Below are 25443 nucleotides of genomic sequence, written 5' to 3'. Positions count from 1 at the left end.
CCTAGAAGAGGAAGTAGCGCTGCGCCATGGGCAGTACGTCCGATGGCTCGCAGGTGACCTTTTCCCCGTCCACGGTCACCGTGTACGTTTCCGGGTCCACCTGGATGTCAGGCGTGGCGTCGTTGTATTTGAGGTCCGCCTTGGTCAGGGCCCGGATGCCGGAGACCGGTCGGATGACCTTCTCCAGGCCCAGCTCCTCGGGCACGCCTGCGTCGATGGCCGCCTGGGACAGAAAGGTGATGGAAGACTGCTGCAATGCCTTGCCGTGGGTGGCGAACATGGGCCGCAGGGTGCGCGGCTGGGGTGTGGGGATGGAAGCGTTGGCGTCGCCCATCAGGGCGTAGGCGATCTGGCCGCCTTTGATAACCAGTTCGGGCTTCACGCCGAAGAACGCCGGATCCCAGAGCACCAGGTCGGCGAACTTGCCCTCCTCGACGGAGCCGATGGAATCAGCCATGCCCTGGGCGATGGCCGGGTTGATGGTGTACTTCGCCACGTAGCGCTTCAGCCGGAAGTTGTCGCTCTCCGTACCGGAGCCAGATGCTGCACCGTGGGCGGCGCCGGCAGGGTCCTTCAGGACGCCGCGCTGCTTCTTCATCTTGTCCGCCACCTGCCAGGTTCGGGTGATCACCTCGCCCACGCGCCCCATGGCCTGGGAATCCGACGACGTGATGGCGAAGATGCCGAGATCCTGCAGGACGTCCTCCGCCGCGATGGTCTCCGCCCGGATACGGGAATCGGCGAAAGCCACATCCTCCGGAATGTCCGGGTTGAGGTGGTGGCACACCATGAGCATGTCCAGGTGCTCTTCGATGGTGTTTTGTGTGTAGGGCAGCGTGGGGTTCGTGGAGGCGGGAAGCACGTTCGGCAGGCCGGCGATCCTGATGATGTCCGGCGCGTGCCCTCCCCCGGCGCCTTCGGTGTGGAACGTGTGGATGACCCGCCCGTCGATGGCCCGGATGGTGTCCTCCACGAAGCCACACTCGTTCAGCGTGTCCGTGTGGATGGCCACCTGGACGTCATACTCGTCCGCCACCTTCAGTGAGGTGTCGATCGAGGACGTGGTGGAACCCCAGTCCTCGTGGACCTTCAGGCCCACCGCGCCCGCGCGGATCTGCTCGGCCAACGGCTCGACGGCGGAAGCATGCCCCTTGCCGAACAGGCCGATGTTGACGGGAAACCCCTCGGCGGCCTGCAGCATGCGGTGGATGTGCCATTTTCCCGGGGTGACTGTGGTGGCCTTGGTGCCTTCGGCCGGTCCGGTGCCGCCGCCCACCATGGTGGTCACCCCACTGCAGAGGGCTGTGGCGACCTGGTCTGCGGAGATGAAGTGGATGTGCGTGTCCACTCCCCCGGAGGTGAGGATCTTGCGCTCCCCCGCGATGATCTCTGTGCTGGCGCCGATGACGATGTCCACGCCGTCGGCAATCTGCGGGTTTCCCGCCTTGCCGATCCGAAAGATGTGGCCGTCCTTCAGTGCCACGTCGGCCTTGTAGATGCCGGTGTAGTCCAGCACCACAACGTTGGTGATGACGGTGTCCGGCACGCCGCCGTCAGGGCCTCCGTCCCGGGTGGCCTGGCCGTTCTGGCCCATTCCGTCACGGATGACCTTGCCGCCGCCGAAGACCACTTCCTCGCCGTAGTTCGTGAGGTCCTTTTCGATCTCGAGGAACAGATCGGTGTCAGCGAGACGGATCGCGTCTCCCGTCGTCGGGCCGTAGAGGTCCGCGTACTGCCTGCGGGACAACTCGAAACTCATCGGACGCCCCCGTCCTTGTCAGTGCTGCCCCGGCCCGCGCCGTCGCCGAGGCTGCCGTTCACCGCATTGCTCAGGCCGTAAACCTCCCGGCTTCCGGCCAGCCTGATCAGCCGGACAGTCTTCCCGTCGCCCGGTTCGAACCGTGCTGCGGTGCCGGCGGGAATGTCCAGGCGCCGCCCATAGGCGGCGCCGCGGTCGAATTCCAGCGCCGGGTTCGCCTCCGCAAAGTGGTAGTGCGAGCCCACCTGCACGGGACGGTCACCGGTGTTGAGAACAACGACGTCGACAGCCTCCCGTCCCGGGTTAATCACCAGCGGTTCGGGACGCAGGACGTACTCTCCGGGAATCATGGCGCCCCTATCGGATGGGATCGTGGACGGTGACGAGCTTGGTGCCATCAGGAAAAGTGGCCTCGATCTGGACATCGTGGATCATCTCCGGCACACCATCCATGACGTCGGCGCGGGTGAGCAGCGAGGTGCCGTAGCTCATGAGCTCGGCCACGGTGCGGCCGTCCCGGGCACCCTCGATCAGCTCGTAGCTGATGATGGCCACGGCTTCCGGGTAGTTCAGTTTGAGCCCGCGCCCCTGGCGCCTGCGGGCGAGGTCGGCGGCGACCACGATCATGAGCTTTTCCTGCTCACGGGGCAGCAGATGCATGGGGATCCCTTCGACGGCCGGCGGGTCGGCGTGGGACCCAGACTAGGCCCCATTCGTTTCCACCACGTTTCGGACGTGTCAGGTCCGGCCCTCAGTGTGCGCCGCTGAGCCGGGCCAGGATCTCCTCGCTCGGCTGGACCGGCTGGCGGTAAGTGGTGGACAGGATGCGCAGCATGTCCGCGGCATCCTGGCTGTCCTCCGAAGCCATGGCGTCCTCGGCGTACGTAACCCGGATGTTGTGGGCGAAAGCGTCCGCTCCGGTCTGCGCGATGCAGTTGTGCGTGGAGACCCCGGCCAGCACCACCTCGTCGGCGCCCCAGTTCCGCAGCCGGGACAGCAGGTTGGTGCCAATAAAGGCGCTGTCCCGCGTCTTGCTCAGCTGCGGCAGGCCGTCGGTGGCGAGGCCGGGCACGGCCTCCGCCTGCTCGCTGCCGCGGAAAATGAAGCCCTGGTCGTCGTCGAGCATGCTCAGCGTCCACGTTGATTTGTCGCGCTCATGCTCTGTGCCAACCAGCAGCGCCTTGTGTCCGCTGGAGGTGAAGCCCTCCAGCAGCCTGTTGCAGGAGGTGACCAGCCGCTCCCGCTGGGCTGACAGTTCCGGCGCTTCGAAGTATGCGTTCTGCATGTCGATGACGAGCAGGGCAATCATGGATCCACCTTTCCTTCACTGTGCCGGTGACGGTGACGTACCCGTTCGCGGACCCTGTGAAACCCGGATTGCGAAACCCCACCGCGCCCTAGGGGGCCGAGGCCCGGATTCGCAATTCGAATTCCGCTTCCGCGTGCACGCCCCCGGCGGCCTTCTCGGTTCCCTCGATCCGGTCGATCAGCAGCTGCACGGACCGCTCTGCGATCTCGTTCATGCCGGGCGCCACGGTGGTCAGGGATGGGGACGAGAACCGCGCCTCATCGATGTCGTCGAACCCGGCCACGGCTGCGTCCCCGGGCACCCTTATCCCGCGGAGCAGCAGTTCGTGCATGGCACCCAGGGCCAGGGCGTCATTGAGTCCGAAGACAGCGTCGAATGGCTGGCCGCCCTCGAGCAGCCTGGCCACCGCGGACGCGCCCCCGTCACGGCGCCATTCGGCCGGCACCGTCAGGGCCGGGTCAAAGTCGATTCCCTCCTCGGCAAGCGCCTCCCGGTATCCGGCCAGCCGAAGGCCGGACGAACCCACACGGTCCCCGGGGGAAGCACCGATCACTGCGATACGACGCCGGCCTCCCGCCAGCAGGTGGGCTGTCACGGCCCTGGCCGCGCCCACATTCTTCATGGTGACCTGGTCGAACCGGGGGTCGTCGATGTGTTCGCCGAGCATCACGAGGGGCTTGGTACCGCGCCGGGCAGCGGCCACAGCGTCCGCGTCGAGCACCAGCGGAATGAACAGGAGCCCGTCCGTCAGCTGGCTCAGCGATCCCTGCAGGGCAGCAAGTTCGTTGGCCCGAGTCGCGGCCGACTGCTCAACCAGGACGCGGTAGTCCCGGGCTGCTGCCGCACTCATGAGCTTGGAAGCGAGCTCTGCGTAGTAGGGCACGGAAAGGTCGGACACCACCAGGCCCAGCATGCGGGACTTTCCGGACCTCAGGCTCCGCGCCGTCAGGTTGGCCTCATACCCGAGCTCGGCGATGGCGTCCAGCACTTTCTGCCGGGTGGCCGGCCTGATGAACTCATAGTTGTTGAGCACGTTCGACACGGTTTTCAGGGAAACCCCGGCCGCGCGGGCAACATCGTTCATTGTCACCGCCATGCAAGTCCCCCTTTCACGGCACACTTTCCCGGGGTATATCTCTCAGCTGTATTCCTCTCTGCTACATCGTTGCAGAATGCAGGCCGCCCCGCCCGCCAAGAATTTCCCAAGGTGGGTACTCCACCCTTTCTGCAAGGTCTCTTGGCTCTGGGGCCAGGCAACGGCGCCTGGCCCCAGCGACAAACCGGCAGTGTCCTCTAAGCGGCGGCCACTGGCGGGACCGGTCCGGCAAACGGTGACCTCGCGGTGGCCACCACCCGGGGCGGCAACCAAGCGGCGCGGCAGGACAGGGTGGGGAACGTTGCGGCAGAAGGGGGCCGAATTGTTGCAGGGTGCAGGGGGGTCCATAAAAGGATTACCCCCGTCAGAACGGCAGTTTGCTCTTGTGGTTTCCCATCGTGCCCGCACACCGGACCGGGGTTCATTTCTCCGGTCCGGTGACGGGGGTCCCGAACCGGTTGGCGGCGAGGAGGGCCGGGGATCCGGCCTGGAGTTCTTGGCCCGGCTCGGTTCGGGACCCGTCCGTATTACTTCGGGCATTATTGCGGACGTGGACGGCGTTGCGGGAGCAGTCGTGCTCGCCACGTGCAACCGGTTCGAAATCTATTGCGATGTCGCTCCGGCCGCGGATCCGGACATCACCAGGCAGCGCGTGCTGCGTGTCATCAGCACATGTTCAGGCGTTTCCCCTTACGAACTCGACCGGGCCCTTGACTGCCTGACCGGCACCGCCATGACTGAGCATCTCTTCTCGGTGGGCGCCGGCCTTGACTCGGCAGTGGTGGGCGAACGCGAAATCGCTGGCCAACTGCGCCGGTCGCTGGCCTCCGCACAGGAGGACGGAACGGCCAGCGGCGCCCTGGTCCGTCTCTTCCAGGCGGCCTCCCGTGCCGCCCGCGAAGTCGGCTCGCTGACGGCCCTGGGTGAGGCCGGCCGCTCTATGGTGTCCGTTGCGCTGGACCTGGTCCTATCCAAGCTTGGACCCCAAGACCTTGCCGGACTGTCCGTGGTGGTCATCGGCACCGGCGCCTACGCCGGCTCTACCCTGGCGCTCCTCGCAGCAAGGGCGTGTTCTGCGGTGTCCGTGTTTTCCTGGTCCGGACGGGCCGAGGCCTTCGCGGCAGCCCGGGGCGCCACCGGCCTCACCGCCGAGGATCTGCCCGCCGCCGTCCGCGGAGCGGATGTGGTGATCGGCTGCAGCGGCCGCGGCCCCAGGCTCGGCTCCGAGGACTTTCGGAGCTTCCGGCAGGGCGCTGCCGCCCCGCTCGTCGTCGTCGACCTCGCCCTGAGCCGTGACTTCGAGCCGGAAGTAGGCGAACTGCCGGGGCTTGACCTCATCACGCTGGAGCATGTGCGGCTGGCTTCGCCGCGTGAACAAACCGACGTCGTCCGCCAGGCCGGTGAGCTTGTCCGGCGGGCCGCCCTGAGGTTCGAGGAGGACCGGCAGGCGCGGCTTCTGGATCCGGCAATCGTAGCGCTGCGCGGACACATGCAGTCGGTACTGGCTGATGAAGTGGCACGGGTGAAGAACCAGCACGGCTGCACGGCCACGGCGGAAGCGGTGGAATTCGCCCTGCGGCGGGTAGTGCGGCAGCTCCTGCATGTGCCAACCTCGCGGGGGCGTGAACTGGCGGCAGCCGGCCGGCAGGACGAATACACCGCTGCCCTTGAAACACTGTTCGGGTTGGACGTGACGGCCGGTGTGGAAGCGCAGACGGCCGTGAACGGCGCCTACCCGGAAGCGGAAAGGGGCCCGCAGGGCTGCCCGGCGCGGGAGCGTCAAGGCATTGTGGCCACGGAGGACGCCCTGCCGGCAGCGAGCTAGCCGCCGTTTTTTGCGATAACCCTGCGCCAATAAAAAATCCCCGGATTCCTGTTGCCAGGAATCCGGGGATTTTCCACTCTTCGCTAAAAGAGTGGGCCCTGTGGGGATCGAACCCACGACCCACGGATTAAAAGTCCGATGCTCTACCAACTGAGCTAAAGGCCCAAACTGCCTGCTGGAATGCGGACACAAAAGCCTGCAAACGCGAAACAGTTCCAGTCCATTTCTGAACGTTTAATACTGTACCCCAGACGGTGGCGACTTCAGCACGGCGGCCCGCCGCCGTCGTCGAACGTGTCTTTGCCGGGAGGCAGCAAGGAGTGCAGGTGCCCGATGGATGCCGTTCCCAGGAAATGCAGGCGCTGAAAGGACGCTCGATTCCGGTTCCCTGCAGGAGTAGCGTGGGACCATGAGCCAGAACGCAGGAACCAGCGGCCCGGGCGGGGCGGAGCGGCACCACAAACCGAAGCCTTTTGCGCCCATTGATTTCGAACCTTTCGCAGGCGGCGCCGACCCGGCGCGCGTCTCGGAAGCTGCGCATCTGGCCGCCCAGGCTCTGGTGCGCCACGGGCGGGACAGCGATGATCCCGTCATCACCAAACGGCTGGTCAAGCTGGCCGACGAGCAGGGCCTTGAGGCGATAGCGGAGATGTGGGCGGAAAGCCCGGCCCGCTCACTGCCCGGCGCGCTGTGGCGGCTGTACGCCCTCCGTGCGGCAACGGTGCAGGATCCCGAGCGCATCTCCGTTTATTTCAAGGCCGGCAAGGACACCGCCCAGGTCTCCCATGTGGTGGCCGGCGCGGCTGAGCCGCCGGGCGCCGATGAAATGAAGACCATGGCGGACGCGATCCTGTCCGGGGCCTTCGACGGCGAGTTCGACGTTGCGCTGGAGCGCTCCGCCGCTTTTTGCCGCGTGGTGGCACTCGGCCAGGCCACGCTAGCGGACGGCGCGGAGCATTCCAACGAGAGCCACGCGCGCAAACTGACGCGCAACTCCCACCTGCTCGTCAAGACCGCAGAGGACCTGGAACACGCCGCCAACGCCTGGCGGCTGGGTGAGCTTGACTGACCCATCAGACGAAATCTGTCAATGTTGACTTGACCCAGCCAAAGTAGAAGACTGAAATCGGTGCCGAACCGCGAAACCCCCGGGCTTCAACATTTAGCCGCCTAGAGCGGCCTACCGCCGAGAGGCGTATCCGGTTCGGCACCATTTTTATGCCCCAACGCAGGTGCCGGTAAAGTACTGTCTAGCTGCGGCTCGGACGTCAAGTCAAGAACTCCCGCGGCGTCCCGCCCTGACGATCCTCCGGAGACCGGTACTCATGAAGCTGCGCCTTTTTCCCCAGGAGCCCGCAGGCCTGAACCTTCTTTCGCAGCTGGCCCGGCAGATCGTTTTTGCCAGTGCCACCATGGCGGAAATCCTGGGCGCACCGTCCTCCGAGCACCACAGGCTGGTGGAGGACATGCACAACCACGAGGCAAAGTCGGCCGAGCTGCACTTCGCCCTCCTGACGCACATGCGCACCAGTTTTGTGAATCCGCTCCCCCGGGAGGACATGTATTTTCTCTCGCAGAGCCTGAACGAAGCCATTGAAAAGCTGGACGCCGCCGCCGAGCTGGTGGCGCTCTACAATTTGGACCGGCTGCCGAAGCGCGCGGCCGACCAGCTGGAAATCATCAGCCGCCAGGCTGAGCTGACGGCTGATGCAATGCGCCGCCTGAACAATCTGGACGACCTTGAGGACTACTGGATCGAGGTCCTGCGTCTGGCCAAGCGGGCTGAACGCACGCACCGTGTCTGGGTGGCGGACATGCTCAAGGAAATGAAATCAGCCCAGTATGCCCGCAACCGGGACATCGCCAACCAGCTGGTCGAGGTCACCAAGGACATGCGCCGGATCGCCACCCAGGTGGGCAGCATCATCGTCAAGGAATCCTGAGAGTGACGCTGTTCATCTTCGCCCTGGTGGTGCTCCTCAGCGCGGCATTCGCCTTCATCAACGGCTTCCGGGATGTGTCGACGTCCGTAGCCCTGGCTGTGCGCACGCGAGCTTTGACCCCCACCATCGCCGTCCTGCTGGCCGCCCTTTTCAACCTCATCGGTGCCTTTCTCAGTGCCGGACTGGCGGTGGCCATCAGCCAGAACTGGGTGGCCCTCCCTCCCGGGAACAGCGGTCTGACCATCATTGCCGCCGGCCTCGCCAGTGCGTGCGCCTGGGGCATTTTCCTGTGGTGGCGGGGCATTCCCTCCTCCTCCACGCATGCCTTGGTGGGCGGACTGGCGGGCGCCGGGACCGCCAGCGCGGTGGTGGGCGGCAACTCGGTGAGCGGCGTGGACCAGTCACTCCTCTTCCAGGTGGTCCTCCCCTTGGCCCTCTCGCCTGTTGTCGCGTTCATTGCCGCCTACCTGCTGGTCTTTCCCGTCACCTGGGCTGCGCGCTACGCCCAGCCGAGCGTCGTCAACAAGCGGTTCCGGGCGGCACAGTCGATCGCCGCCGGTGCCGTAGCCTTTGGCCACGGGCTGCAGGACGGTCAGCGGATCAGCGCAGTGCTCATCCTGGCACTGCTGGCCGCAGGCTATTCCGACGGCGGCTCGCTTCCAATGTGGGTGGCGATGCTGTCCGCAGTGATGATCACGGTGGGCACGCTGTTCGGCGGCTGGCGCATCTCGCACACCATCGGCTACCGGCTCACCCGGATCGATCCGCTACGCGGCGTGGTGGCCCAAGGCTTCAGTGCGCTCCTGCTGTTTATTGGCGCCATCGGGCTGCACTGGCCCCTGTCCACCACGCACACGGTCACGTCGGCCGTGCTCGGCGCGGGGGAAAACCAGCAGTTTGCCACCAGCCACCGCAAGCTGGTGACCCGGATCCTGTCCCTGTGGGTCCTGACGCCGGCAGCCACCGCCGCGGGCGCCTTCGTCCTGGAGCTGGCGCTCTCCCCGCTGATCGGCGTCTGATACAGCAACGCTTAATACAGCAACGCGGGGGGCCCACGCCCGCAGGGTTCCCTGGCCGAGCTTGCGAGGCTAGGGAGCGGGTGGGGACACTTAGCGCCCATTCCTCAGGGGATATTGGACGATAAGTGACCCCGCGTTGCTGTATGGGTTCTACCCGAAGCGGCCGGAGACGTAGTCCTCGGTGGCTTTCTGGCTCGGGTTGTTGAAGATGGTGCTGGTCTCGGCGAACTCGATGAGCTTGCCCGGCTTGCCGGTGCCGGCGATGTTGAAGAACGCCGTCCTGTCCGAGACCCGGGCCGCCTGCTGCATGTTGTGGGTCACGATCACCACGGTGTACTGGTCCTTGAGCTCGTTGATGAGGTCCTCAACGGCCAGGGTGGAAATCGGGTCCAGGGCGGAGCACGGTTCATCCATGAGGATTACCTGCGGCTCCACGGCAATTGCGCGGGCGATGCAGAGGCGCTGCTGCTGGCCGCCTGACAGTCCCGAGCCCGGCTTCTCCAGGCGGTCCTTGACCTCGTTCCAGAGGTTGGCGCCGCGGAGCGAGCGTTCCACCAGGGCATCGGCCTCGCCCTTGGAGATCTTCTGGTTGTTGAGTTTCACGCCGGCCAGGACGTTGTCCCGGATGGACATGGTGGGGAACGGGTTGGGCCGCTGGAACACCATGCCGATCTGGGACCGCACCGTGACCGGGTCCACGCCGGGTCCGTACAGGTTGTCGCCGTCGAGCAGGACCTCACCTTCGACGCGGGCGCCGGGCAGCACCTCGTGCATGCGGTTGAGAGTGCGCAGGAAGGTGGACTTGCCGCAGCCCGAGGGGCCGATGAAAGCCGTGACGGACTTGGCCTCGATGTTGATGCTGACGTCTTCCACGGCCAGGAAATTGCCGTAGTACACGTTCAGGTCTTTGACGTCGATGCGCTTGGACATGATGTTCCTTAACTTGCTGGTATGAAATGAAGTCTAGATCCCGGCCGCACTAGCCGGTATGGGCTGCCTGGTAGGTGCGTCCGGCCTAGCGGCGGCCTGTCTTCGGGGCGAAGACCCGGGCAATCAGGCGGGCGCCGAGGTTGAGCAGCATCACCAGGATGATGAGGACCAGGGCCGCACCCCACGCCCGCTGCGACGACGGATCCGGATTGGACGGCGAGGTGGGGTTCAGGATCTGCGTGTAGATGAACGTTGGCAGGGACGCCATCCACCCGCCGAACACGTTGTTGTTGATGCTCGTCGCAAACCCGGCGGTCACCAGGATGGGGGCGGTCTCGCCGATGACCCGGGCGATCGCCAGGGTGACGCCGGACGCAATGCCGGAGATCGCCGTCGGGATGACTACCTTGAGGATGGTCCGCCACTTGCGGACGCCCAGGGCGTAGGCGGCCTCCCGGAGCTCGTTGGGCACGATCTTCAGCATTTCCTCGCTGGAGCGGACCACCACCGGGATCATCAGCACGGACAGCGCGACGGCGGCGACGGCGCCGGTCTTGGTGCCGGGCCCCACCACCGCGAAGAAGAACGCGGCGGCGAAGAGGCCGGCCACGATGGACGGGATGCCGGTCATGACGTCCACGAAGAACGTGATGGCGCGGGCCAGCGGGCGGTCGTTGCCGTATTCCACTAGGTAGATCGCCGTCAGGAGGCCCACCGGAACGGAGATGACGGTGGCCAGCAGGGTGATCTGCAGGGTGCCGATGAGGGCGTGGTAGATACCGCCGATGACCGGCCCGGTGCCTTCTGCCGCCCGGTTGTCGAACACGCCGGTGACGCCGTTCATCGAGGTCCCCAGGAAGCCGGGGTTGAGCAGGCCCGGGATGCCGTTGACCATGACGGTCCAGATGACGGAGATCAGCGGGAGCAGTGCCACCAGGAAGGCGCCCACCACGAGGCAGGTGGCGAGCTTGTCCTTGGCCTTGCGTGATCCCTCAACGGCGGCGCTCCAGCCGACGAGTCCTGCGGCGAACAGGATGGCTGAGACCACTCCCCAGCCGAAGGCGTTGAAGCCGATCAGGGCAAGGATGGCAGCACCGAGGACCAGCGCGACGCCCAGGACCACGTAAGGGGCGTACTTGGGCAGCTGGCCCTTGGTCAGGGCTGACCGCTTACGGACCGGGGTCAGGGTGGAGGTCATTTAGTTGGCTCCCGAGAATTCTTTGTGCCGGCTGATGATCCAGCGGGCAATCATGTTGACGGCGAGGGTGATCACGAACAGGACCAGGCCCGCGGCGATCAGGGTGCTCACCTTGAGGCCGCTGGCCTCGGGGAAGTTCAGGGCGATCTCGGCGGCGATGGTCTGGTTGCCGGACTGGATCAGGCTGGCGGTGAGTGCGCCGGAGGACAGCACGAGCGCCACGGCCATGGTTTCGCCGAGGGCGCGGCCGAGACCCAGCATGACGGCGCTGATGATGCCCGGTCGGGCGAAGGGCAGCACCGACATCTTGATCATTTCCCAGCGCGTGGCGCCCAGTGCGAGGGCTGCTTCCTCGTGCAGCTTGGGGGTCTGGAGGAAGATCTCGCGGGACAGCGACGTGATGATGGGGATGACCATGACTGACAGCACGATGCCGGCGGTCAGGATGGTTTTGCCGGTGGCGGAGGCAGGTCCCTGGAAGATGGGCAGCCAGCCCATGTTCGCGGCGAGCCAGCCGTACGCGGGCGAAATTTGGGGGGCCAGGAAGGCCGCGCCCCAGGCGCCGTAAACCACGGAGGGGATCGCGGCGAGCAGGTCAATGACGTAGCCGAGGCCGGACGCGAGGCCGCGGGGGGCGAAGTGCGAGATGAAGAGGGCAACTCCGATGGACACCGGCGTGGCGATGGCCAGGGCGATGATGGCTGCAATGAGGGTGCCGATGACGATCGGCCAGATGTAGGCGAAGAAGCCTTCGCCACCCTGGATGTCCGCGGCGGGGGCGGTGAAGGCGGGAATCGCCTGGATGACAAGGAAGAGCGCCACGCCGAAAAGAACGGCAAGGATCAGGCAGCCTGCCGTCAAGGCCGCTCCGGAGAAGACTTTGTCCCCGGCGCGGCCGGCGCCTCGGGAACTGGTCAGGGAGGTGGTGGTCATACCCGGCCCTTCGGTGTTGGTGGTGCAGAAATGTGGATCGTGCTGAAACCGCGCTTTACACGGCTAAGTTCCCCGCCCTGCCTGGCGGCTGGGCGGGGAACCTCGGCGAACAGATAAGTCGTTACGACTTGACCTTGATGGTTTCAATGGCCTTGACAGCCTTCTCGGCCAGGGCGGCGGAGATCGGAGCCGACTTGGCGGACTCGGCGGCAGCCTTCTGGCCCTCTTCGGACACTACGTAGGTCTCGAAAGCCTTGACCAGGTCCACGGTTTCCTGCTTGTCGTAGGTGGAGCAGACGATGTGGTAGGAAACCAGGACTACGGGGTAGGCGCCGGCCTCGGTGGTGGTGCGGTCGAGCTTGATGGCGCCGCTGGTGTCTGCGCGGCCTTCAACAGGCTTGCCGGCGTCGACTGCCTTGGAAGCAGCTTCCGGGGAGATCTTGACGAACTCGGAACCGACCTTGATCTGGGCGATGCCCAGCTTTCCGCCAACGGCGGAGTCGTCGGCGTAGGCCACGGCGCCCGGGGTGTCGGTGACGGTCTTGACGACGCCGGACGTGCCCTTGGCGTTCTCTCCCTTGAGGGATGCCGGCCAGATGCCGTCGGCCTTGTCCTTCCAGATATCGGGAGCCGCGGCGGAGAGGTACTCGGTGAAGTTCTTGGTGGTGCCGGAGTCGTCAGAGCGGCTCACCGGGGTGACGGCGAGGTCCGGGAGCTTGGCGTCCGGGTTCAGTGCTGCGATGGCGGGGTCGTTCCACTTCGCGATCTCGCCGCGGAAAATCTTGGCCGCGGTGGGGGCGTCCAGCTTCAGCTCGGTGATGTCCGGCAGGTTGAAGGCAATGGCGATCGGCGAGATGTAGACGGGGATCTCGATGGCACCCTCGGGGCCGCACACCTTCTTGGCCGCGGCGAGTTCCTCGTCCTTCAGGTAGGCGTCGGAACCGGCGAACTGAGCCGAACCGTCCACGATGGCCTTGCGCCCGGCGCCGGAGCCGTCCGGGGAGTACTGCACGGTGGCGCCCTGGTTCGCGGAGGCGAAGTTGGTCTTCCACACGTCCATGGCCGCGCCCTGCGCGGAGGAGCCGATGCCGGTGAGCGTGCCGGTGACCTTGGTGCCGGCGGCGGAGGCGCTGCCTGCCGGGGCGGTGCCCGTGGCGTTGTCTGAACCACAGGCGGTGAGCGCGAGTGCGCCAGCGGCGATAACAGCGATTGCCGCGTGGCGGCCGAAGCGGAGTGCCTTCACTGGGTGTACCCCTTCCAGGGTTTCTGATGCGGTGCGGACCGGAGACGTCCGTACGTGAGATTCGTACTTTTTGTACCTTCACTGAAGGTATGGGCCGCAGGTAACAAGTTTTGGGGTCGGAGGTGAACGGAGGGTTAACGACGGCGGGCCATTGGCTTACAGATGCTGGGTTGCCATTGCGTTAGCTGCGCCACAGTCGTAGTGGATGCGCCACATTGTCAACAGGGTTAACATCGGCCCCACGTGGCACGATGGCGTCATGGAAATTTCAGGGCCGCTGGACGCACGGCAGTTGGGCGAGCGGCCGCCGTCGGATTCCGACGTGGACCTGTACCGCAGGCTGAGTTCGGACATCACCGCCGGCGTCGGAGTGGTTTCCACCCGACTGCGGAACAGGGACTACGCTGCCACGGTCAGCGGCTTCCTCTCGGTGTCCTACGACCCGCCCACCATGCTGGTCAGCCTGTACGCGGAGTCCCGCATTGGCGAAGCCGTGGAGGAAGCCGGCACCTGGGCCCTCAGTGTGCTGTCCGGCAAGCACCAGGGCACGGCGACATGGCTGGCGAGTCCGGGGACGCCGCTGCACGGGCTGCTCGCCCAGGTGCCGTTCCGGCGCGGCCCGGCCACGGGATCAGCGATCATTGACGGCTGCCTCGCCTATTTCGAGCTGCGCACCGTCTCGGTCCACCCTGCGGCCACCCACCTGCTAATCGTGGGCGAGGTGCTGGCGATGGGGAGTGGGGCGGAACCGTCCGAGTCTGCGGACCCGCTGGTGCATTTTGGCTCGGAGTTCCGCCGGCTGGCGCCTTAAGCCTCCGCCCCCAACTCAGTAGCAGCACAGGGCGTTCCCAGCGCTGGGAACGCCCTGTGCTGCTACTCACTTGGGTTTTCTTTGCTTTTGTTTTAATTCTGCCGGTTCAGCGAGCCGCCAGCCCGGCCGTCCGGGGGACGGTGCGAAGGCGGGCAAGCAGCGTCGCGGCCAGGAACGCCGTCGTAATTTCCAGGACGACGATGGCCAGCAGGCCTGCAGCGTCCGGTCCAAACGGACCCGCGCCAGGCGCCGCTGCCGCTCCTGCATGCGAATGGCCGGACACGCCGCCCCCGGCGAAGGCCGGGACGGCCAGCAACAAGACGGCATGCAGGGCAGTCATGGCCAGGGCGCAGCCCATCACCTGGCGCAGGGCACGCCCCCGGCCACCGCGCCACAGGTGCACGGCGCACGGCAGGCAAACCCCGACCATCGCGAGCATCATGATGTTTAGCCACGGGCCGTGGTGGTTTCCGGCCACAAGCCACAGGTGGACCACGCAGGACGCGGCGGTCACCGCAGAGACCGTGCGGGAGTGGAGCTGCACAGCGGCCACGGCGGGAACTAGCCGTGGCAGTGGGGGCCGGACTGGCTGGCGTTGGCCGGGACGGCCAGGACCGGGCTGCGGTCGAAGAAGCCTTCGGGGCGGAGCTTGAAGCCGACGGTGTCCACCGGCATGATGGGCCAGTCCTCCACGCGCGGGAAGTGGGTCAGGCCGAAGGTGTGCCACACTACGATGTCCTGGCCGTCGAGGTCGCGGTCCTGGGCGATGTAGGCGGGCAGGCCCGCGCCGCCGGAGTGCTGGTTGACGAAGTCTCCGGTCGGGTAGCGCTCGTCCTCGGCGTAGCGGGTGACCCACAGGTCCTTGGTGGCAAACGCGGCCCGCCGGGCAATGGAGGATTCTGGGTCGGCCATCAGCGTGGGCTGGTTGGAGGAGTGCAGCTTGTAGCCCACCGGCTCGCCCAGGCGGTTCCGCGATCCGGGGTTGGAGATGATCCACGTCCGGCCGGTCCGGGCATCGCCCTCCCGGACTGCCTCGGACTCGCGGGTCAGCAGGGTGCGCTTCCGGGAGAAGGCGTTGCCGCGCTCGTTGCCCGGGCCCATGGCCTGCCGGACCACGTCCTCTTCCTCCACGCGGTTCGTGAAGCCGTCGATGGCCATGTCCAGACGGGCGCTGAAGATGTGCTGGTGGAACGGGGCCCCGAGCCCCGGTGCGAGCTGCGAGATGTTGTCCGAGCCGCCTTCCGGGAATGCGGACGTGAAGACGATGCCGGTGGCCTTGGCTTCGAATTCGATGGTGCCGTCGAGGTAGAGGTACCAGTAAAAGCCGTAGTCGTAGTTGCCGATGGTGGTGAAGAAGGAGATCACCAGGCGGCGGTTCCGGCGGGTGTAGTTGATGCCTGACCAGAGGTCGCTGTGCTTGGCCAGGATGCCCCAGTCCTCCTCGTGCATGCAGATGCCGTTGCGGATTTCGCGGGGGTTGCCGAAGGCGTCGCTGATGACGGGGCTGAGGTAGGTGATGTCGCCGAGGCAGTCGCAGCCCAGTTCGAGGGAGTTGGCGAACTGGCCCACGAGGTACTCCCCCGTGTCGAAGTAGTTCTGCCAGGACCTGATCGGGGACGGATCACCGTACGGGACCACCATCTCGGCGATCGACGCGCGGTTGATGATGGGCCGGAGCCGGTCCCCGTCCCGGAAGCCGATGTTGTGCAGCACCACGCCCTCGCGGACGTCGAATCCAACATCCAGGCTCCATTTCTCCCACTCGATGTGGTTACCGCCGGTCAGCGTGAAGCTGGGACCCTCGGGCTGGGTGATGCTGATGGGCTTCTGGGTAGTGCGGAGCGGTCCCGTGAGCTCGGGATCGGTGTAGTTGCCATGCTCTGCCGGGATGGGGAAGATGCCGGTGTCGATCACCTGGGTGACTTCCTTGCTGACCACATCCACGTAGGCCACGAGCCCGTCAACCGGGTGGGCCCAGGCGCTGTCCTCCGGAAACTCCTGCACGAAGGCGAGCCCGCGCAGGATCCGGCGGCCCTTCTCCTCCGCGTACTCGAAGACGCCGGCGGACAGCGGGGCGACCCGCACCCTGCTGACGTCCAGGTTCCGTGCGGCAAGGGCCTTCAGCCACCGCCCGTCCGTGGCCAGCAGCTGCTCCACCACCTCGAACTCCTCTTCGAGGACCGGCAGTTCGCCGGTGGCAGCGGTGTCGAGTTCGACGGCGGAGGTCACCGTGCCGCTGGTGACCGAGACAGTAATGTCCTGGGGCCGGCCGCCCGAAACATCGTGGATGAAGACCCGGAAACGGCGATCCGTGTCCGTTCCGGAACCGGTTCCGGTTCCGGTTCCGGTTCCGGTTCCGGTTCCGCGGGCAGGGTCAAGGAGGCCCAGGTAGGCGATGCGCTTCTCCGGACCAAGGAGGCCCCCAGAGCGAAGAATGCCCTGCACCTCGCTGATTTCCGCGGCTGAGGCAAGGCGGAACGGGCTGGCTGTTTCTGTGGTGGAGAGCGTCATAGCGGCCTTTGTCCATGACCCTGACGGGTCGGATGGTTTATTTTCTATAGTTGTAGAGAATAAGCGAACGTAAGATGGCTCACAAGAGTTTGGACGAAAATGTTTTCTGGGGAGCGGCCGCGTGCCAAAGATTGTTGACCACGACGAGCGCCGCCTGGAACTGGTGGATGCGACCTGGCGGATCATCGCCCGGATGGGCATTGAGAGCGCCACGATGCGGGAAATCGCCACCGAGGCAGGTTTCGCCAACGGCGCCCTCAAACCATACTTTCCCACCAAGGACACGCTGCTGACCTTCGCCTTCGGCCACGTCTTCAACCGGACCAACGAACGCATCGCCGAGGTGACCGCGGGGCTTTCGGGGCTGGCGGCCCTGCGGGCCTTCTGTGTCGAAGTGCTCCCGTTGGACGAGGAACGGATCAACGAAGCCCGGATCGTCATCCCCTTCTGGCAGAAGGCCATCAACGACCCCGGCAAGGCGCAGATCCACCGGGAATCGATGCAGCAGTGGCGGGATGCCATCCGGCGCTATCTAGGTGAGGCCCGGGACAGCGGCGATGTGAGTACCGCCGTCGACGACGACAGCCTGGCCGGGCAGCTGCTCAACATGCTGCTGGGCGCCCAGATCGCGGCCGCGCTGCTTCCGGAGGGCGAGACGGAACTCGGCCTGGAGGGGCAGCTTGAGGGCTTTCTTGCCCTGCTGACGGGCCAGCATTGAGCCAGAACAACTACCAGGAGACGCCGGCAGTGACCATCCCGCACGAAATCGATACTCCGGAAATCATGATCGACGTCGACATCCTCGACCGGAACATCGAGCGGATGGCATCAGCCGTCCGGGCTCGGGGCCTGAACCTGCGCCCGCATGCCAAAACCCACAAGATTCCCGAAATCGCCGCCCGCCAGATCGCAGCCGGAGCCTCCGGGCTGACAGTCGCCACCATCGGCGAAGCCGAAGTGTTCGCGGCTGCGGGAGTCGACAACCTCTTCATCGCCTACCCCCTCTGGATTTCACCGCAGAAGGCCGAGCGGCTTCGGCGCCTGTCGCAAACCGCGCAGATCGCGGTCGGCGTCGACTCCGCGGAGGGAGCGGCGGCGCTGGGATCCGGCCTGGGCAATGCCGCAGGGAGCATCAGCGCCCTCGTGGAAGTCGACAGCGGCCACCACCGGAGCGGCGTCCACCCGGAATCCGTCGCATCCATCGCCGAAGCAGCGGCGCGGGCCGGGCTGACGATCGCGGGTGTGTTCACCTTCCCGGGACACAGCTACGCACCGGGCATGCCGGTCGAAGCAGCCAGGCAGGAGGAGCGGGCCCTGACCCGGGCGTCCGAGGTTCTGGCTGCGGCAGGATTCGACGTCACCTGCCGCAGCGGCGGCTCCACCCCGACGGCGATGCTGACCGGGAATTCGGCTGCCACCGAGGTTCGCCCTGGCGTTTACGTCTTTGGCGATGCCCAGCAGCTGGAGCTGGGACGGTGCGCCGCCGAGGACATCGCGCTGACAGTGGCGGCCACTGTCGTCAGCCACCATGCGACCCAGGCGGACGGGCCTGGACGTTTCATCATCGACGCCGGCAGCAAGGTCCTCGGCAGCGACCGGCCCGCATGGGCAAGCGGCTTTGGACGGCTGATGGACTATCCGGACGCCCGGATCACCGCACTGTCGGAGCACCACGCAACCGTCGAATGGCCCGAGCGCAGGACCCTGCCGGCCATCGGCGATAGGTTGCGCATTATCCCCAACCACGTATGCCTCGCGATGAACCTGGTGGACGACGTCGCAGTAGTGCGCGGCGGCGAACTCCTGGACCGCTGGGCCGTGGCAGCCCGGGGCAAAAACAAGTAAGGATCCGGCCGCTCCTGTTCACAACATCTTTTTTCGCCATGTGTTGAAAAAAGATGACAGGGCAGGATTTCGCCGCTAACCTGAAATGACTGTGTCCCAGGACACAGTGTTGGGGACCCCAAACAGACAGCCCAAACCGGCGTCAGGAACGTTCATGCCAGCAACCACGGCCCGCCCCGCGGAGCAGACCCTCACCTCCAGCGAGGCCACCTCCTTTGACCACTGGAGGCACCTCGTAGCGCAGTCCTTTGTTCCGCTGGCCGCCGAAACGGCCCGGCCCGATCAGTTCCGCGGCCGCATGCGCTCGAGGGTGCTGGACCGCACGTGCATCGTGGAAGTGTCGGCTTCGGGCCACAGTGTCCACCGCACACCGGCACTCCTGGCGCAGTCCGACCAGCGTTATTTCAAGCTCAACCTCCAACTCGAGGGCACCGGGCTCCTCATCCAGGACAGCCGCGAGGCCGTGCTCCGCCCCGGCGACCTTGCCATCTATGACACCAACCGCCCGTACACACTGGCGTTCGAAGAGCAGGCCCGCGTGGTCGTGGTCATGTTCCCGCACGACTCCCTGTCGCTGCCGCCGGACTATGTGGGGCAGCTGTCAGCCGTCCGGCTGGCCGGCGAGTCCAGCCTGGCGGGCATTGTGGGGCCATTCATCACGCAGCTCGCCGGCAACCTGGAGGCACTCAGCGGGCCCAGCGGCTCCCGGCTCGCGGCCAACACCCTGGACCTCGTCTCCACCATGCTTCATTCGGAACTGGATCTGGCTGCGGACCGCATGAAGCCCCAGGTGGTGCTGGCGACGTCGGTCCGTGAATACATTGAGGCAAACCTCGCCGATCCGCAGCTTTCGCCGGCCAGCATTGCCGCAGCGCATTTCATTTCGACCCGCCATCTGCACAACGTCTTCCACGAGTCCGGCAGCACTGTTGCCAGCTGGATCCGCAGCCGCCGGCTGGAACGGGTCCGCCGGGACCTCAGGGATCCGCTGCACTCGGGCACCTCCGTCGGAGCCGTGGCAGCGCGGTGGGGCTTCCTGGACGCGGCGCATTTCAGCCGTACGTTCCGCGAGGCCTTTGGCGAGTCCCCCAGCGACTGGCGGCGCGGCGCTTAAGTAGCCGGCGCCTAGGTAGCCGGCGCCCAAATCAGACCGTGCCTAAATCAGACCCTGGGCGAGCATCGCGTCCGCCACTTTGACGAAGCCGCCAATGTTCGCGCCCAGCACGTAGTTGCCGGGGTCACCGTACTCGTCCGCGGTGGAGGCGCAGCGGTGGTGGATTCCCACCATGATGTCCGTCAGGCGCTGTTCCGTGTGCTCGAAGGACCAGGAATCGCGGCTCGCGTTCTGCTGCATCTCCAGCGCCGAGGTGGCCACGCCGCCTGCGTTGGCGGCCTTGCCGGGCCCGAACAGCACGCCCGCCTCCTGGAAGACTGCTACGGCGTCCGGGGTGCACGGCATGTTGGCGCCTTCACCGACGGCCAGCAGTCCGTTGCGGACCAGCCGGGCGGCAGCACCGCCGTCGAGCTCGTTCTGCGTGGCGCACGGCAGGGCGACAGTGGCGTCGACGTCCCAGACGGAGCCGGCCTCCACGTAGGAAACGCCGGAACGGCGCAGAACGTAGTCCTTGAGGCGTCCGCGTTCCACTTCCTTGACCTGGCGGAGCAGCCCGACGTCGATCCCCGCCTCGTCCACGACGTACCCGGAGGAGTCGGAACAGGCCACCACGCTGGCGCCGAGCGCCTGGGCCTTGGCGATGGCATTGATGGCCACGTTGCCGGAGCCGGAAACCACCACGCGCTGCCCGTCGAAAGATGAGCCCCGCGTCTTGAGCATCTCCTCGGTAAAGATAACCGTGCCGAAACCGGTGGCTTCGGGCCGGACCAGGGAACCTCCCCAGGAGATGCCCTTGCCGGTCAGGACGCCTGACTCGTAGCGGTTGGTGATTCGTTTGTACTGGCCGAACAGGTAGCCGATTTCGCGGCCGCCCACGCCGATGTCGCCGGCCGGGACGTCGGTGTACTCGCCAATGTGGCGGTAGAGCTCGGTCATGAACGACTGGCAGAAGCGCATGACTTCGGCGTCGCTGCGGCCGCGGGGATCGAAGTCGGAACCGCCTTTGCCGCCGCCGATGGGCATGCCGGTCAGCGCGTTCTTGAAGATCTGCTCGAAGCCGAGGAATTTCACGATCCCGAGGTAAACGGAGGGGTGGAACCGAAGCCCGCCCTTGTAGGGGCCGAGCGCGGAATTGAACTCCACACGGAAGCCGCGGTTGATCTGCACCCGGCCGGAATCGTCGGTCCACGGCACCCGGAAGATGATCTGCCGCTCGGGCTCGCAGAGTCGTTCCAGGATGGCGGCTTCCAGGAACTCGGGGTGCCGGTCATGGACGGGGCCCAGGCTTTCGAACACCTCGACCACCGCCTGGTGGAACTCGGACTCACCGGGGTTCCGCGCCAGTACCGTATCCCTGACGGCTTCCAGCCGTGCATCCATGAATTTGTCCTTAATTCCGCGGGCAACGGCGAAAAGGATATTTTCAGCCGCCTATGGTTGACCTTTCAACCTTACCGATTAAGACCGCAGCTTGGTAGGCGGCTGCACTGGAATCGCTTATTCTCCATATTGTGACAGAAAAATTCCACGAAACGAGAACTGAATCCACAACGCCGCGGGCCGGAAAAGGCTTCTGATGACGTATGTTTGCCTGCTCCTCTCCGGAGCCGCACTGTTGATCAACGGGCTGGCCGCCTTGGACCGGGTCCCCCGTCGGGATGCTGCCGTCTTCAGTCTGGTCATCGGGAACGCCCAGCTGATACTGGGTGTTGCCCACCTGGCTGTCACCGCGGGAGGCGGGACGCAGTCCTTGCTGGGGGCCGCCGGGATGTTCCTGTTCGGGCTGACGTATGTCTACGTGGGGCTGGACTTCCTGCTGGGGCTCGGCTCCAAAGGGCTCGGCTGGTTCTGCGGGATGGTGGCCGTCTGCGGCATCCTGCTCGCGGCGGCGTGGTCCGGGGAGGATCCGCTGCTTGCCGTCCTGTGGCTCTGCTGGACCTACCTGTGGCTGCTGTTCTTCCTTAATATGGCGTTGGGCTTTCAGCGGATGGCACCACTGATCGGCTGGTCCCTTGTGCTCACCAGCCAGGCCTCGGCAACGGTGCCCGCGTTCCTGGGGATTACCGGGCAGTGGCCGGCCGCCATAGCGGCGGCCGCGGCCGCAGGGGCCAGCCTCGCCGCACTTCTGCTGCTGGCGGGCGGCCTCGCGAGGCGAGTCCGCCGCAGCGGAACGGGTGCTGCCGCCGTCGGACGCCCCTTACCCGGCGAGCTCCGGCGCTAAGGTCCCCGCCCGCTTCTCCACTACGATTTCCGCCAGCAACCCGGCCACGAACATCACGGGGACGGCAACCAGCAGCCCGAGGGCTGTTTCGGCGCTGCCGCCGATGAGGGAGGTGAAGTTGCTGACCACCACGTAGAGGACCCATGCCAGCAGCAACGATGCGAGCACCGGTGCGATGAGGGTCTGCCACAGTTGCGCCGGCACCCGTTCGCGCCGGAAGAATGCGACAACGGCCAGGGAGCAGAGCATGTACAGCACCAGCAGCGCCGCAACGGCCAGCCCGCTGAACCACGAGAAGAGCGTCAGGACCGGGTCCATTCCCAGCACCGCGAACGGTGCCACGAGCAGCACGGCGACGCTCGTCTGGACCCAGGCGGCGGTGGCAGGGGCGCGGTGCCTGTTGGTCCGTGCCAGGACAGCGGGCAGGGAACCACGCAGGGCGAGCGAGTGGAGGTAGCGGTTGATGCCGTTGTGGAAGGCGATGATGCCTGCCAGCAGGGACGTCACCAGGAGGATTCCGGCGGTTACGCCGGCCCAGGGGCCGAACAGCTCAACCAGCGGGCCAATGACGAACGAGGTGGCGTCCCCGGACTCGAGGGCGGCCCCGGCGGCGGCGATGACGTGCGAGGGCCCGTAGAAGCTCACGAGCATCCAGGTGATGAAGGCGAAAAACACGGCGATGATGCCCACAGAGAGGTACGTTGCCCGGGCCACCGTCCGGTGGGGATCCTTGGCCTCGGCGGAGTAGATGGCCGTCGACTCGAAGCCGAACATGGACGCGACGGCGAACATGATGGCCACTCCAGGGGCGCCGCTTGCGATCGCTTCCGGGGAGAATGAGGCTGCCATGTCGAGGCCTTCGGGGCCTCCGCCCCTCAGCAGGACGGTGAAACCGAACAGCAGCAAAATCGCTACCTCCAGGCCCACAAGGACAGCCAGGACGCGGGCGCCGAGTTCGATGTTCATCGACCCAAGAACCTGCACGCCTGCCATGGTGGCAACGGCCAGAAGCCACCAGGGAACGGTCACGCCGGCGGAACCCAGCAGGCCGGAGAAGGCCGCACCATAGAGGCCGTACATGGCGGCCTGCACCGTGCTGTACGCAAGCAGCGCCAGCCAGGCCGCGCCTGTGCCGGTTTTTCTCCCGAAGGCGGCGGTGATGTAGGCATAAAAGGCGCCGCTGGCCTGCACCTTCCGGCTCATGGCGACGAACCCGACGGCGAAGATGACAATGACTATGCCCACCACGAGGTAGGCGCCCGGTGCCCCGGCGCCATTGCCGAGTGCAGCCGCCAGGGGTGCAGCACCGACGATGCCGGTCAGCGGAGCCTGGGCTGAGAGAACGAAAAAGAGAATACCCAGGACGCCGATGCTGCCCGCGCGGAGGGCGGTGGACTGTTCCTTGTGTGGATTTGCTTCTGCAGTCCGGGACTCGGAATTTGAAATACTCATTGGATCCTTCTTAACGGTCATGAGCGTTGGAGGGGTGCCGGCAATGGCCTCGCACCGCTGAATCCAGCTTGGCAGTCCCGGTCGGATAGGGCTTGTCTGGCAGCGATCAGTTGTTGTGCCTCAGCGCACTGGTCGTGACCAACGGAAAACCAAAGAGTCCGGATCCCCGTTGCGAGGATCCGGACTCCAGGACCGAAAGGCAGGCTGGCCTTACACCAGGTGGGCGACGAGCCCCGAGCCGGCGGACTGCAGCGGCTCCGACTTAAGCGGCTCCGGCTGGCGGGCCGGCAGCAGCGGCGCAAAGAAGGCCCCGAGCTCCGCCGTCGCGGTCAGCGGCAGGACGTTCGCCACGTACTGGTCCGGACGCACCACCACCACGACGCCGCCGCGATCAAGGCCGCGCAGCTCGAAGATGTCGGCGTTCGGGTCGGTGCCGTAGACCTTCTCGAGGTAGGTGAGCCTGAACGGCCCGACCTCCGGCTTGAACACGGACGGGACGGCGTTGATGTCGATGCCCCTGTGGTCCTGCTGGTAGATGACCTTCACGTCGAACCAGGCGTCGGCGTCGGCGCCTTCCGGCGTAGCCGCGAGCGGGGACTCCGGCGAGGTCTCCAGCCACTGCGCGAGGTCGGTGGTCGGCGACGGCGCGCCAGCCTCGGCGGGGTCGGCGAACACGTAGATCCGCCAGCGCCCGTCCGCCTTTGCCTGGTGGCCCAGCTGCAGCGGGTTGGTGTCGCAGACGCGCTGCACTGGCGCGGACTTGAAGCGCTTGCCCACCGTGAAGCCGGCTGCAAGTTCCTGGTGCTTGGCCTCTGCCACGATCATTGACGGCGCGTATTCGGTCATGAAGCCCGCCGGGAATTCCGCGGTGCGAACGTAGAAGTCCTCGAGCTCCGAGGGGTCCTCGAACTCCTCGGGCTTCTTGGCCATGAGGGTGGACCACTCCTTGTCGAAGTCGATGAGGTTCTTCGCAACCACCTGGCGCTCCGCGGAATACGTGGCGAGCAGCGACTCCGGGCTGCGGCCCTCGAGCACGTGGCCGAGCTTCCAGCCGATGTTGAAGCCGTCCTGCATGGACACGTTCATGCCCTGGCCAGCCTTCGCGCTGTGCGTGTGGCAGGCGTCGCCGGTAATGAACACCCGCGGCGTGCGGTTATCCCGCTCGGCGGGCAGGACGTCGTCGAACCTGTCCGTGAGGCGGTGGCCCACCTCGTACACGCTGTGCCAGGCGACGTTGCGGACATCGAGGGTGTAGGGCTGCAGGATCTGGTTCGCGTGGGCGATGATCTGCTCGATGGTGGTCTTGCGGATGGCGCCGTTGTCGTTCTCCGGCACGACACCGAGGTCGACGTACATGCGGAAGAGGTGGCCGCCCTCGCGCGGGATCAGCAGGATGCTGCCGCCGTCGTGGGACTGGATGGCGCACTTGGTGCGGATGTCCGGGAAATCGGTGGACGCGAGGACATCCATGACCCCCCAGGCATGGTTGGCCTGGTCACCGGCAAGCGTGCAGCCGATCGATTCACGGACCTTGCTGCGGGCACCGTCAGCACCGACCACATACTTGGCCCGCACAACGCGCTCCTGGCCCGCCAGCTCGCCGGCGGTGTGGAGCAGGGTCACGGTGACGGGGTACTCCCCCGAATCCGCGACGTGGAGGCTGGTGAACTCGTAGCCGTAGTCGGGGGTCATCCGGGTCGGGGAATAGGCCATGACCCGGGCGAAGTAGTCCAGCACGCGGGCCTGGTTGACGATGAGGTGCGGAAATTCGCTGATGCCCATTTCGTCGTCGACCGCGCGGGCGGCACGGACGATGTGCTGCGGGTTCTCGGGGCTCGGCTTCCAGAACGCCATCTCGGTGATCCGGTAGGCCTCTGCAGTGATCTCCTCGGCGAAGCCGAAGGCCTGGAAGGTCTCGACGCTGCGGGCCTGGATGCCGTCGGCCTGGCCGATCGCCAGGCGTCCGCCGCGGCGCTCCACGATGCGCGTGGTGATGTCCGGGAACTGGGAGAGCTGGGCCGCTGCGAGCATGCCCGCAGGGCCGGAGCCCACGATGAGTACGTCGACCTCGTCGGGCAGCTCTTCGGGGCGGTTGATGCCGACGCCGGCGGCCGGCTGGATACGCGGGTCACCGGAAACGTAACCGTGGTGGTGGAACTGCACGGGCTTTCCTCACTTCACTGTGTGGCTGGCTTTCGCCAAATCATGTGTTCTATATCTGAACAGGTGGTTCG

Annotated in this window: 23 protein-coding genes and 1 tRNA gene; 9 read left to right on the top strand and 15 right to left on the bottom strand. The window is 66.1% G+C overall.

Going from position 1 to position 25443, the window contains the following annotated elements; genetic code table 11:
• Nucleotide 1 precedes the first annotated feature (1 nt).
• From ureC to DBZ45_RS07295, 5 genes are all read right to left on the bottom strand, one after another.
• Nucleotides 2–1759: an urease subunit alpha gene (gene ureC / locus DBZ45_RS07315; RefSeq protein WP_111903262.1), complete on the bottom strand. Its 1758-nt coding sequence runs from the start codon at nt 1757–1759 to the stop codon at nt 2–4.
• The gene (locus DBZ45_RS07310) at nt 1756–2109 is read right to left on the bottom strand and encodes an urease subunit beta (RefSeq protein ID WP_111903261.1); all 354 of its coding nucleotides are present in this window, start codon (nt 2107–2109) and stop codon (nt 1756–1758) included. Before DBZ45_RS07310 ends, ureC begins: the two co-directional genes overlap by 4 nt.
• A gap of 7 nt (nt 2110–2116) precedes the next feature.
• On the bottom strand, nt 2117–2419 hold the full coding sequence (locus tag DBZ45_RS07305) for an urease subunit gamma (RefSeq protein ID WP_111903260.1): 303 nt from the start codon (nt 2417–2419) through the stop codon (nt 2117–2119).
• Nucleotides 2420–2510: 91 nt separating this feature from the next.
• Nucleotides 2511–3068: a cysteine hydrolase family protein gene (locus DBZ45_RS07300; protein WP_111903259.1), complete on the bottom strand. Its 558-nt coding sequence runs from the start codon at nt 3066–3068 to the stop codon at nt 2511–2513.
• 88 nt (nt 3069–3156) lie between these two features.
• Nucleotides 3157–4164 carry a LacI family DNA-binding transcriptional regulator gene (locus DBZ45_RS07295; RefSeq protein ID WP_111903258.1) on the bottom strand — a complete coding sequence of 336 codons (1008 nt, stop codon included), beginning with the start codon at nt 4162–4164 and terminating at the stop codon, nt 3157–3159.
• Between the two features lie 487 nt (nt 4165–4651).
• Here DBZ45_RS07295 and DBZ45_RS07290 point away from each other — a divergent pair, with 487 nt between their 5' ends.
• A complete protein-coding gene (locus DBZ45_RS07290) occupies nt 4652–5989 on the top strand; it encodes a glutamyl-tRNA reductase (RefSeq protein ID WP_440130507.1) in 1338 nt (445 codons plus the stop codon).
• A 92-nt stretch (nt 5990–6081) separates the two neighbouring features.
• Here DBZ45_RS07290 and DBZ45_RS07285 read toward each other — a convergent pair.
• Nucleotides 6082–6154, bottom strand: a tRNA-Lys gene (locus DBZ45_RS07285).
• Between the two features lie 244 nt (nt 6155–6398).
• Between DBZ45_RS07285 and DBZ45_RS07280 the strand changes: the two genes are divergently transcribed.
• The 3 genes from DBZ45_RS07280 (at nt 6399) to DBZ45_RS07270 (ending at nt 8951) form a co-directional block, all read left to right on the top strand.
• Complete coding sequence (locus tag DBZ45_RS07280; RefSeq protein ID WP_102972823.1) at nt 6399–7058, top strand: hypothetical protein; 660 nt, start codon at nt 6399–6401, stop codon at nt 7056–7058.
• 256 nt (nt 7059–7314) lie between these two features.
• Nucleotides 7315–7932: a DUF47 domain-containing protein gene (locus DBZ45_RS07275; protein ID WP_111903256.1), complete on the top strand. Its 618-nt coding sequence runs from the start codon at nt 7315–7317 to the stop codon at nt 7930–7932.
• A gap of 2 nt (nt 7933–7934) precedes the next feature.
• Nucleotides 7935–8951, top strand: a complete 1017-nt coding sequence (locus DBZ45_RS07270) for an inorganic phosphate transporter (RefSeq protein ID WP_111903255.1) — start codon at nt 7935–7937, stop codon at nt 8949–8951.
• A 150-nt stretch (nt 8952–9101) separates the two neighbouring features.
• Here DBZ45_RS07270 and pstB read toward each other — a convergent pair whose 3' ends face one another.
• The 4 genes from pstB to pstS form a co-directional block, all read right to left on the bottom strand.
• Nucleotides 9102–9881, bottom strand: coding sequence for a phosphate ABC transporter ATP-binding protein PstB (gene pstB / locus DBZ45_RS07265; RefSeq protein WP_111903254.1), 780 nt, complete (start codon nt 9879–9881; stop codon nt 9102–9104).
• A gap of 85 nt (nt 9882–9966) precedes the next feature.
• A complete protein-coding gene (gene pstA, locus DBZ45_RS07260) occupies nt 9967–11079 on the bottom strand; it encodes a phosphate ABC transporter permease PstA (protein ID WP_111903253.1) in 1113 nt (370 codons plus the stop codon).
• Nucleotides 11080–12012 (bottom strand): phosphate ABC transporter permease subunit PstC, encoded by a 933-nt coding sequence (gene pstC, locus DBZ45_RS07255; RefSeq protein WP_111903252.1) that lies wholly within the window; start codon nt 12010–12012, stop codon nt 11080–11082.
• A gap of 121 nt (nt 12013–12133) precedes the next feature.
• On the bottom strand, nt 12134–13255 hold the full coding sequence (gene pstS, locus DBZ45_RS07250; RefSeq protein WP_111903251.1) for a phosphate ABC transporter substrate-binding protein PstS: 1122 nt from the start codon (nt 13253–13255) through the stop codon (nt 12134–12136).
• A 259-nt stretch (nt 13256–13514) separates the two neighbouring features.
• On the opposite strand from pstS, the gene DBZ45_RS07245 reads away from it, so the two are divergent.
• The gene (locus tag DBZ45_RS07245) at nt 13515–14066 is read left to right on the top strand and encodes a flavin reductase family protein (protein ID WP_111903352.1); all 552 of its coding nucleotides are present in this window, start codon (nt 13515–13517) and stop codon (nt 14064–14066) included.
• 106 nt (nt 14067–14172) lie between these two features.
• Here DBZ45_RS07245 and DBZ45_RS07240 read toward each other — a convergent pair whose 3' ends face one another.
• A complete protein-coding gene (locus tag DBZ45_RS07240; RefSeq protein WP_223256967.1) occupies nt 14173–14619 on the bottom strand; it encodes a hypothetical protein in 447 nt (148 codons plus the stop codon).
• A gap of 8 nt (nt 14620–14627) precedes the next feature.
• Nucleotides 14628–16577 carry a primary-amine oxidase gene (locus tag DBZ45_RS07235; RefSeq protein WP_111903250.1) on the bottom strand — a complete coding sequence of 650 codons (1950 nt, stop codon included), beginning with the start codon at nt 16575–16577 and terminating at the stop codon, nt 14628–14630.
• A gap of 121 nt (nt 16578–16698) precedes the next feature.
• Here DBZ45_RS07235 and DBZ45_RS07230 point away from each other — a divergent pair, with 121 nt between their 5' ends.
• The 3 genes from DBZ45_RS07230 to DBZ45_RS07220 all read left to right on the top strand — a co-directional run bounded on the left by DBZ45_RS07230 (nt 16699) and on the right by DBZ45_RS07220 (nt 19536).
• Nucleotides 16699–17295 (top strand): TetR/AcrR family transcriptional regulator, encoded by a 597-nt coding sequence (locus DBZ45_RS07230; protein ID WP_111903249.1) that lies wholly within the window; start codon nt 16699–16701, stop codon nt 17293–17295.
• A gap of 65 nt (nt 17296–17360) precedes the next feature.
• A complete protein-coding gene (locus DBZ45_RS07225; RefSeq protein ID WP_111903350.1) occupies nt 17361–18422 on the top strand; it encodes a D-TA family PLP-dependent enzyme in 1062 nt (353 codons plus the stop codon).
• A 154-nt stretch (nt 18423–18576) separates the two neighbouring features.
• Complete coding sequence (locus tag DBZ45_RS07220; RefSeq protein ID WP_111903248.1) at nt 18577–19536, top strand: helix-turn-helix domain-containing protein; 960 nt, start codon at nt 18577–18579, stop codon at nt 19534–19536.
• A 42-nt stretch (nt 19537–19578) separates the two neighbouring features.
• On the opposite strand, the gene gdhA is transcribed toward DBZ45_RS07220, so the two are convergent.
• Entirely contained in the window at nt 19579–20916 is a 1338-nt protein-coding gene (gene gdhA, locus DBZ45_RS07215) for an NADP-specific glutamate dehydrogenase (RefSeq protein ID WP_111903247.1), read from the bottom strand.
• Nucleotides 20917–21112: 196 nt separating this feature from the next.
• Here gdhA and DBZ45_RS07210 point away from each other — a divergent pair, with 196 nt between their 5' ends.
• Entirely contained in the window at nt 21113–21757 is a 645-nt protein-coding gene (locus DBZ45_RS07210; RefSeq protein WP_111903246.1) for an AmiS/UreI family transporter, read from the top strand.
• Here the strand turns inward: DBZ45_RS07210 and DBZ45_RS07205 are convergent.
• Complete coding sequence (locus DBZ45_RS07205; protein WP_111903245.1) at nt 21734–23209, bottom strand: APC family permease; 1476 nt, start codon at nt 23207–23209, stop codon at nt 21734–21736. The two genes, DBZ45_RS07210 and DBZ45_RS07205, sit on opposite strands and share 24 nt — an antisense overlap.
• Before the next feature lie 210 nt (nt 23210–23419).
• On the bottom strand, nt 23420–25372 hold the full coding sequence (locus DBZ45_RS07200; protein ID WP_111903244.1) for an FAD-binding monooxygenase: 1953 nt from the start codon (nt 25370–25372) through the stop codon (nt 23420–23422).
• Between the last annotated feature and the right edge of the window lie 71 nt (nt 25373–25443).

Source organism: Arthrobacter globiformis, from assembly GCF_003261175.1.
Classification (GTDB): domain Bacteria; phylum Actinomycetota; class Actinomycetes; order Actinomycetales; family Micrococcaceae; genus Arthrobacter; species Arthrobacter globiformis_A.
The sequence above is the reverse complement of the archived record's forward strand: the minus strand, read 5'-3'. Positions and strand labels throughout refer to the sequence as shown.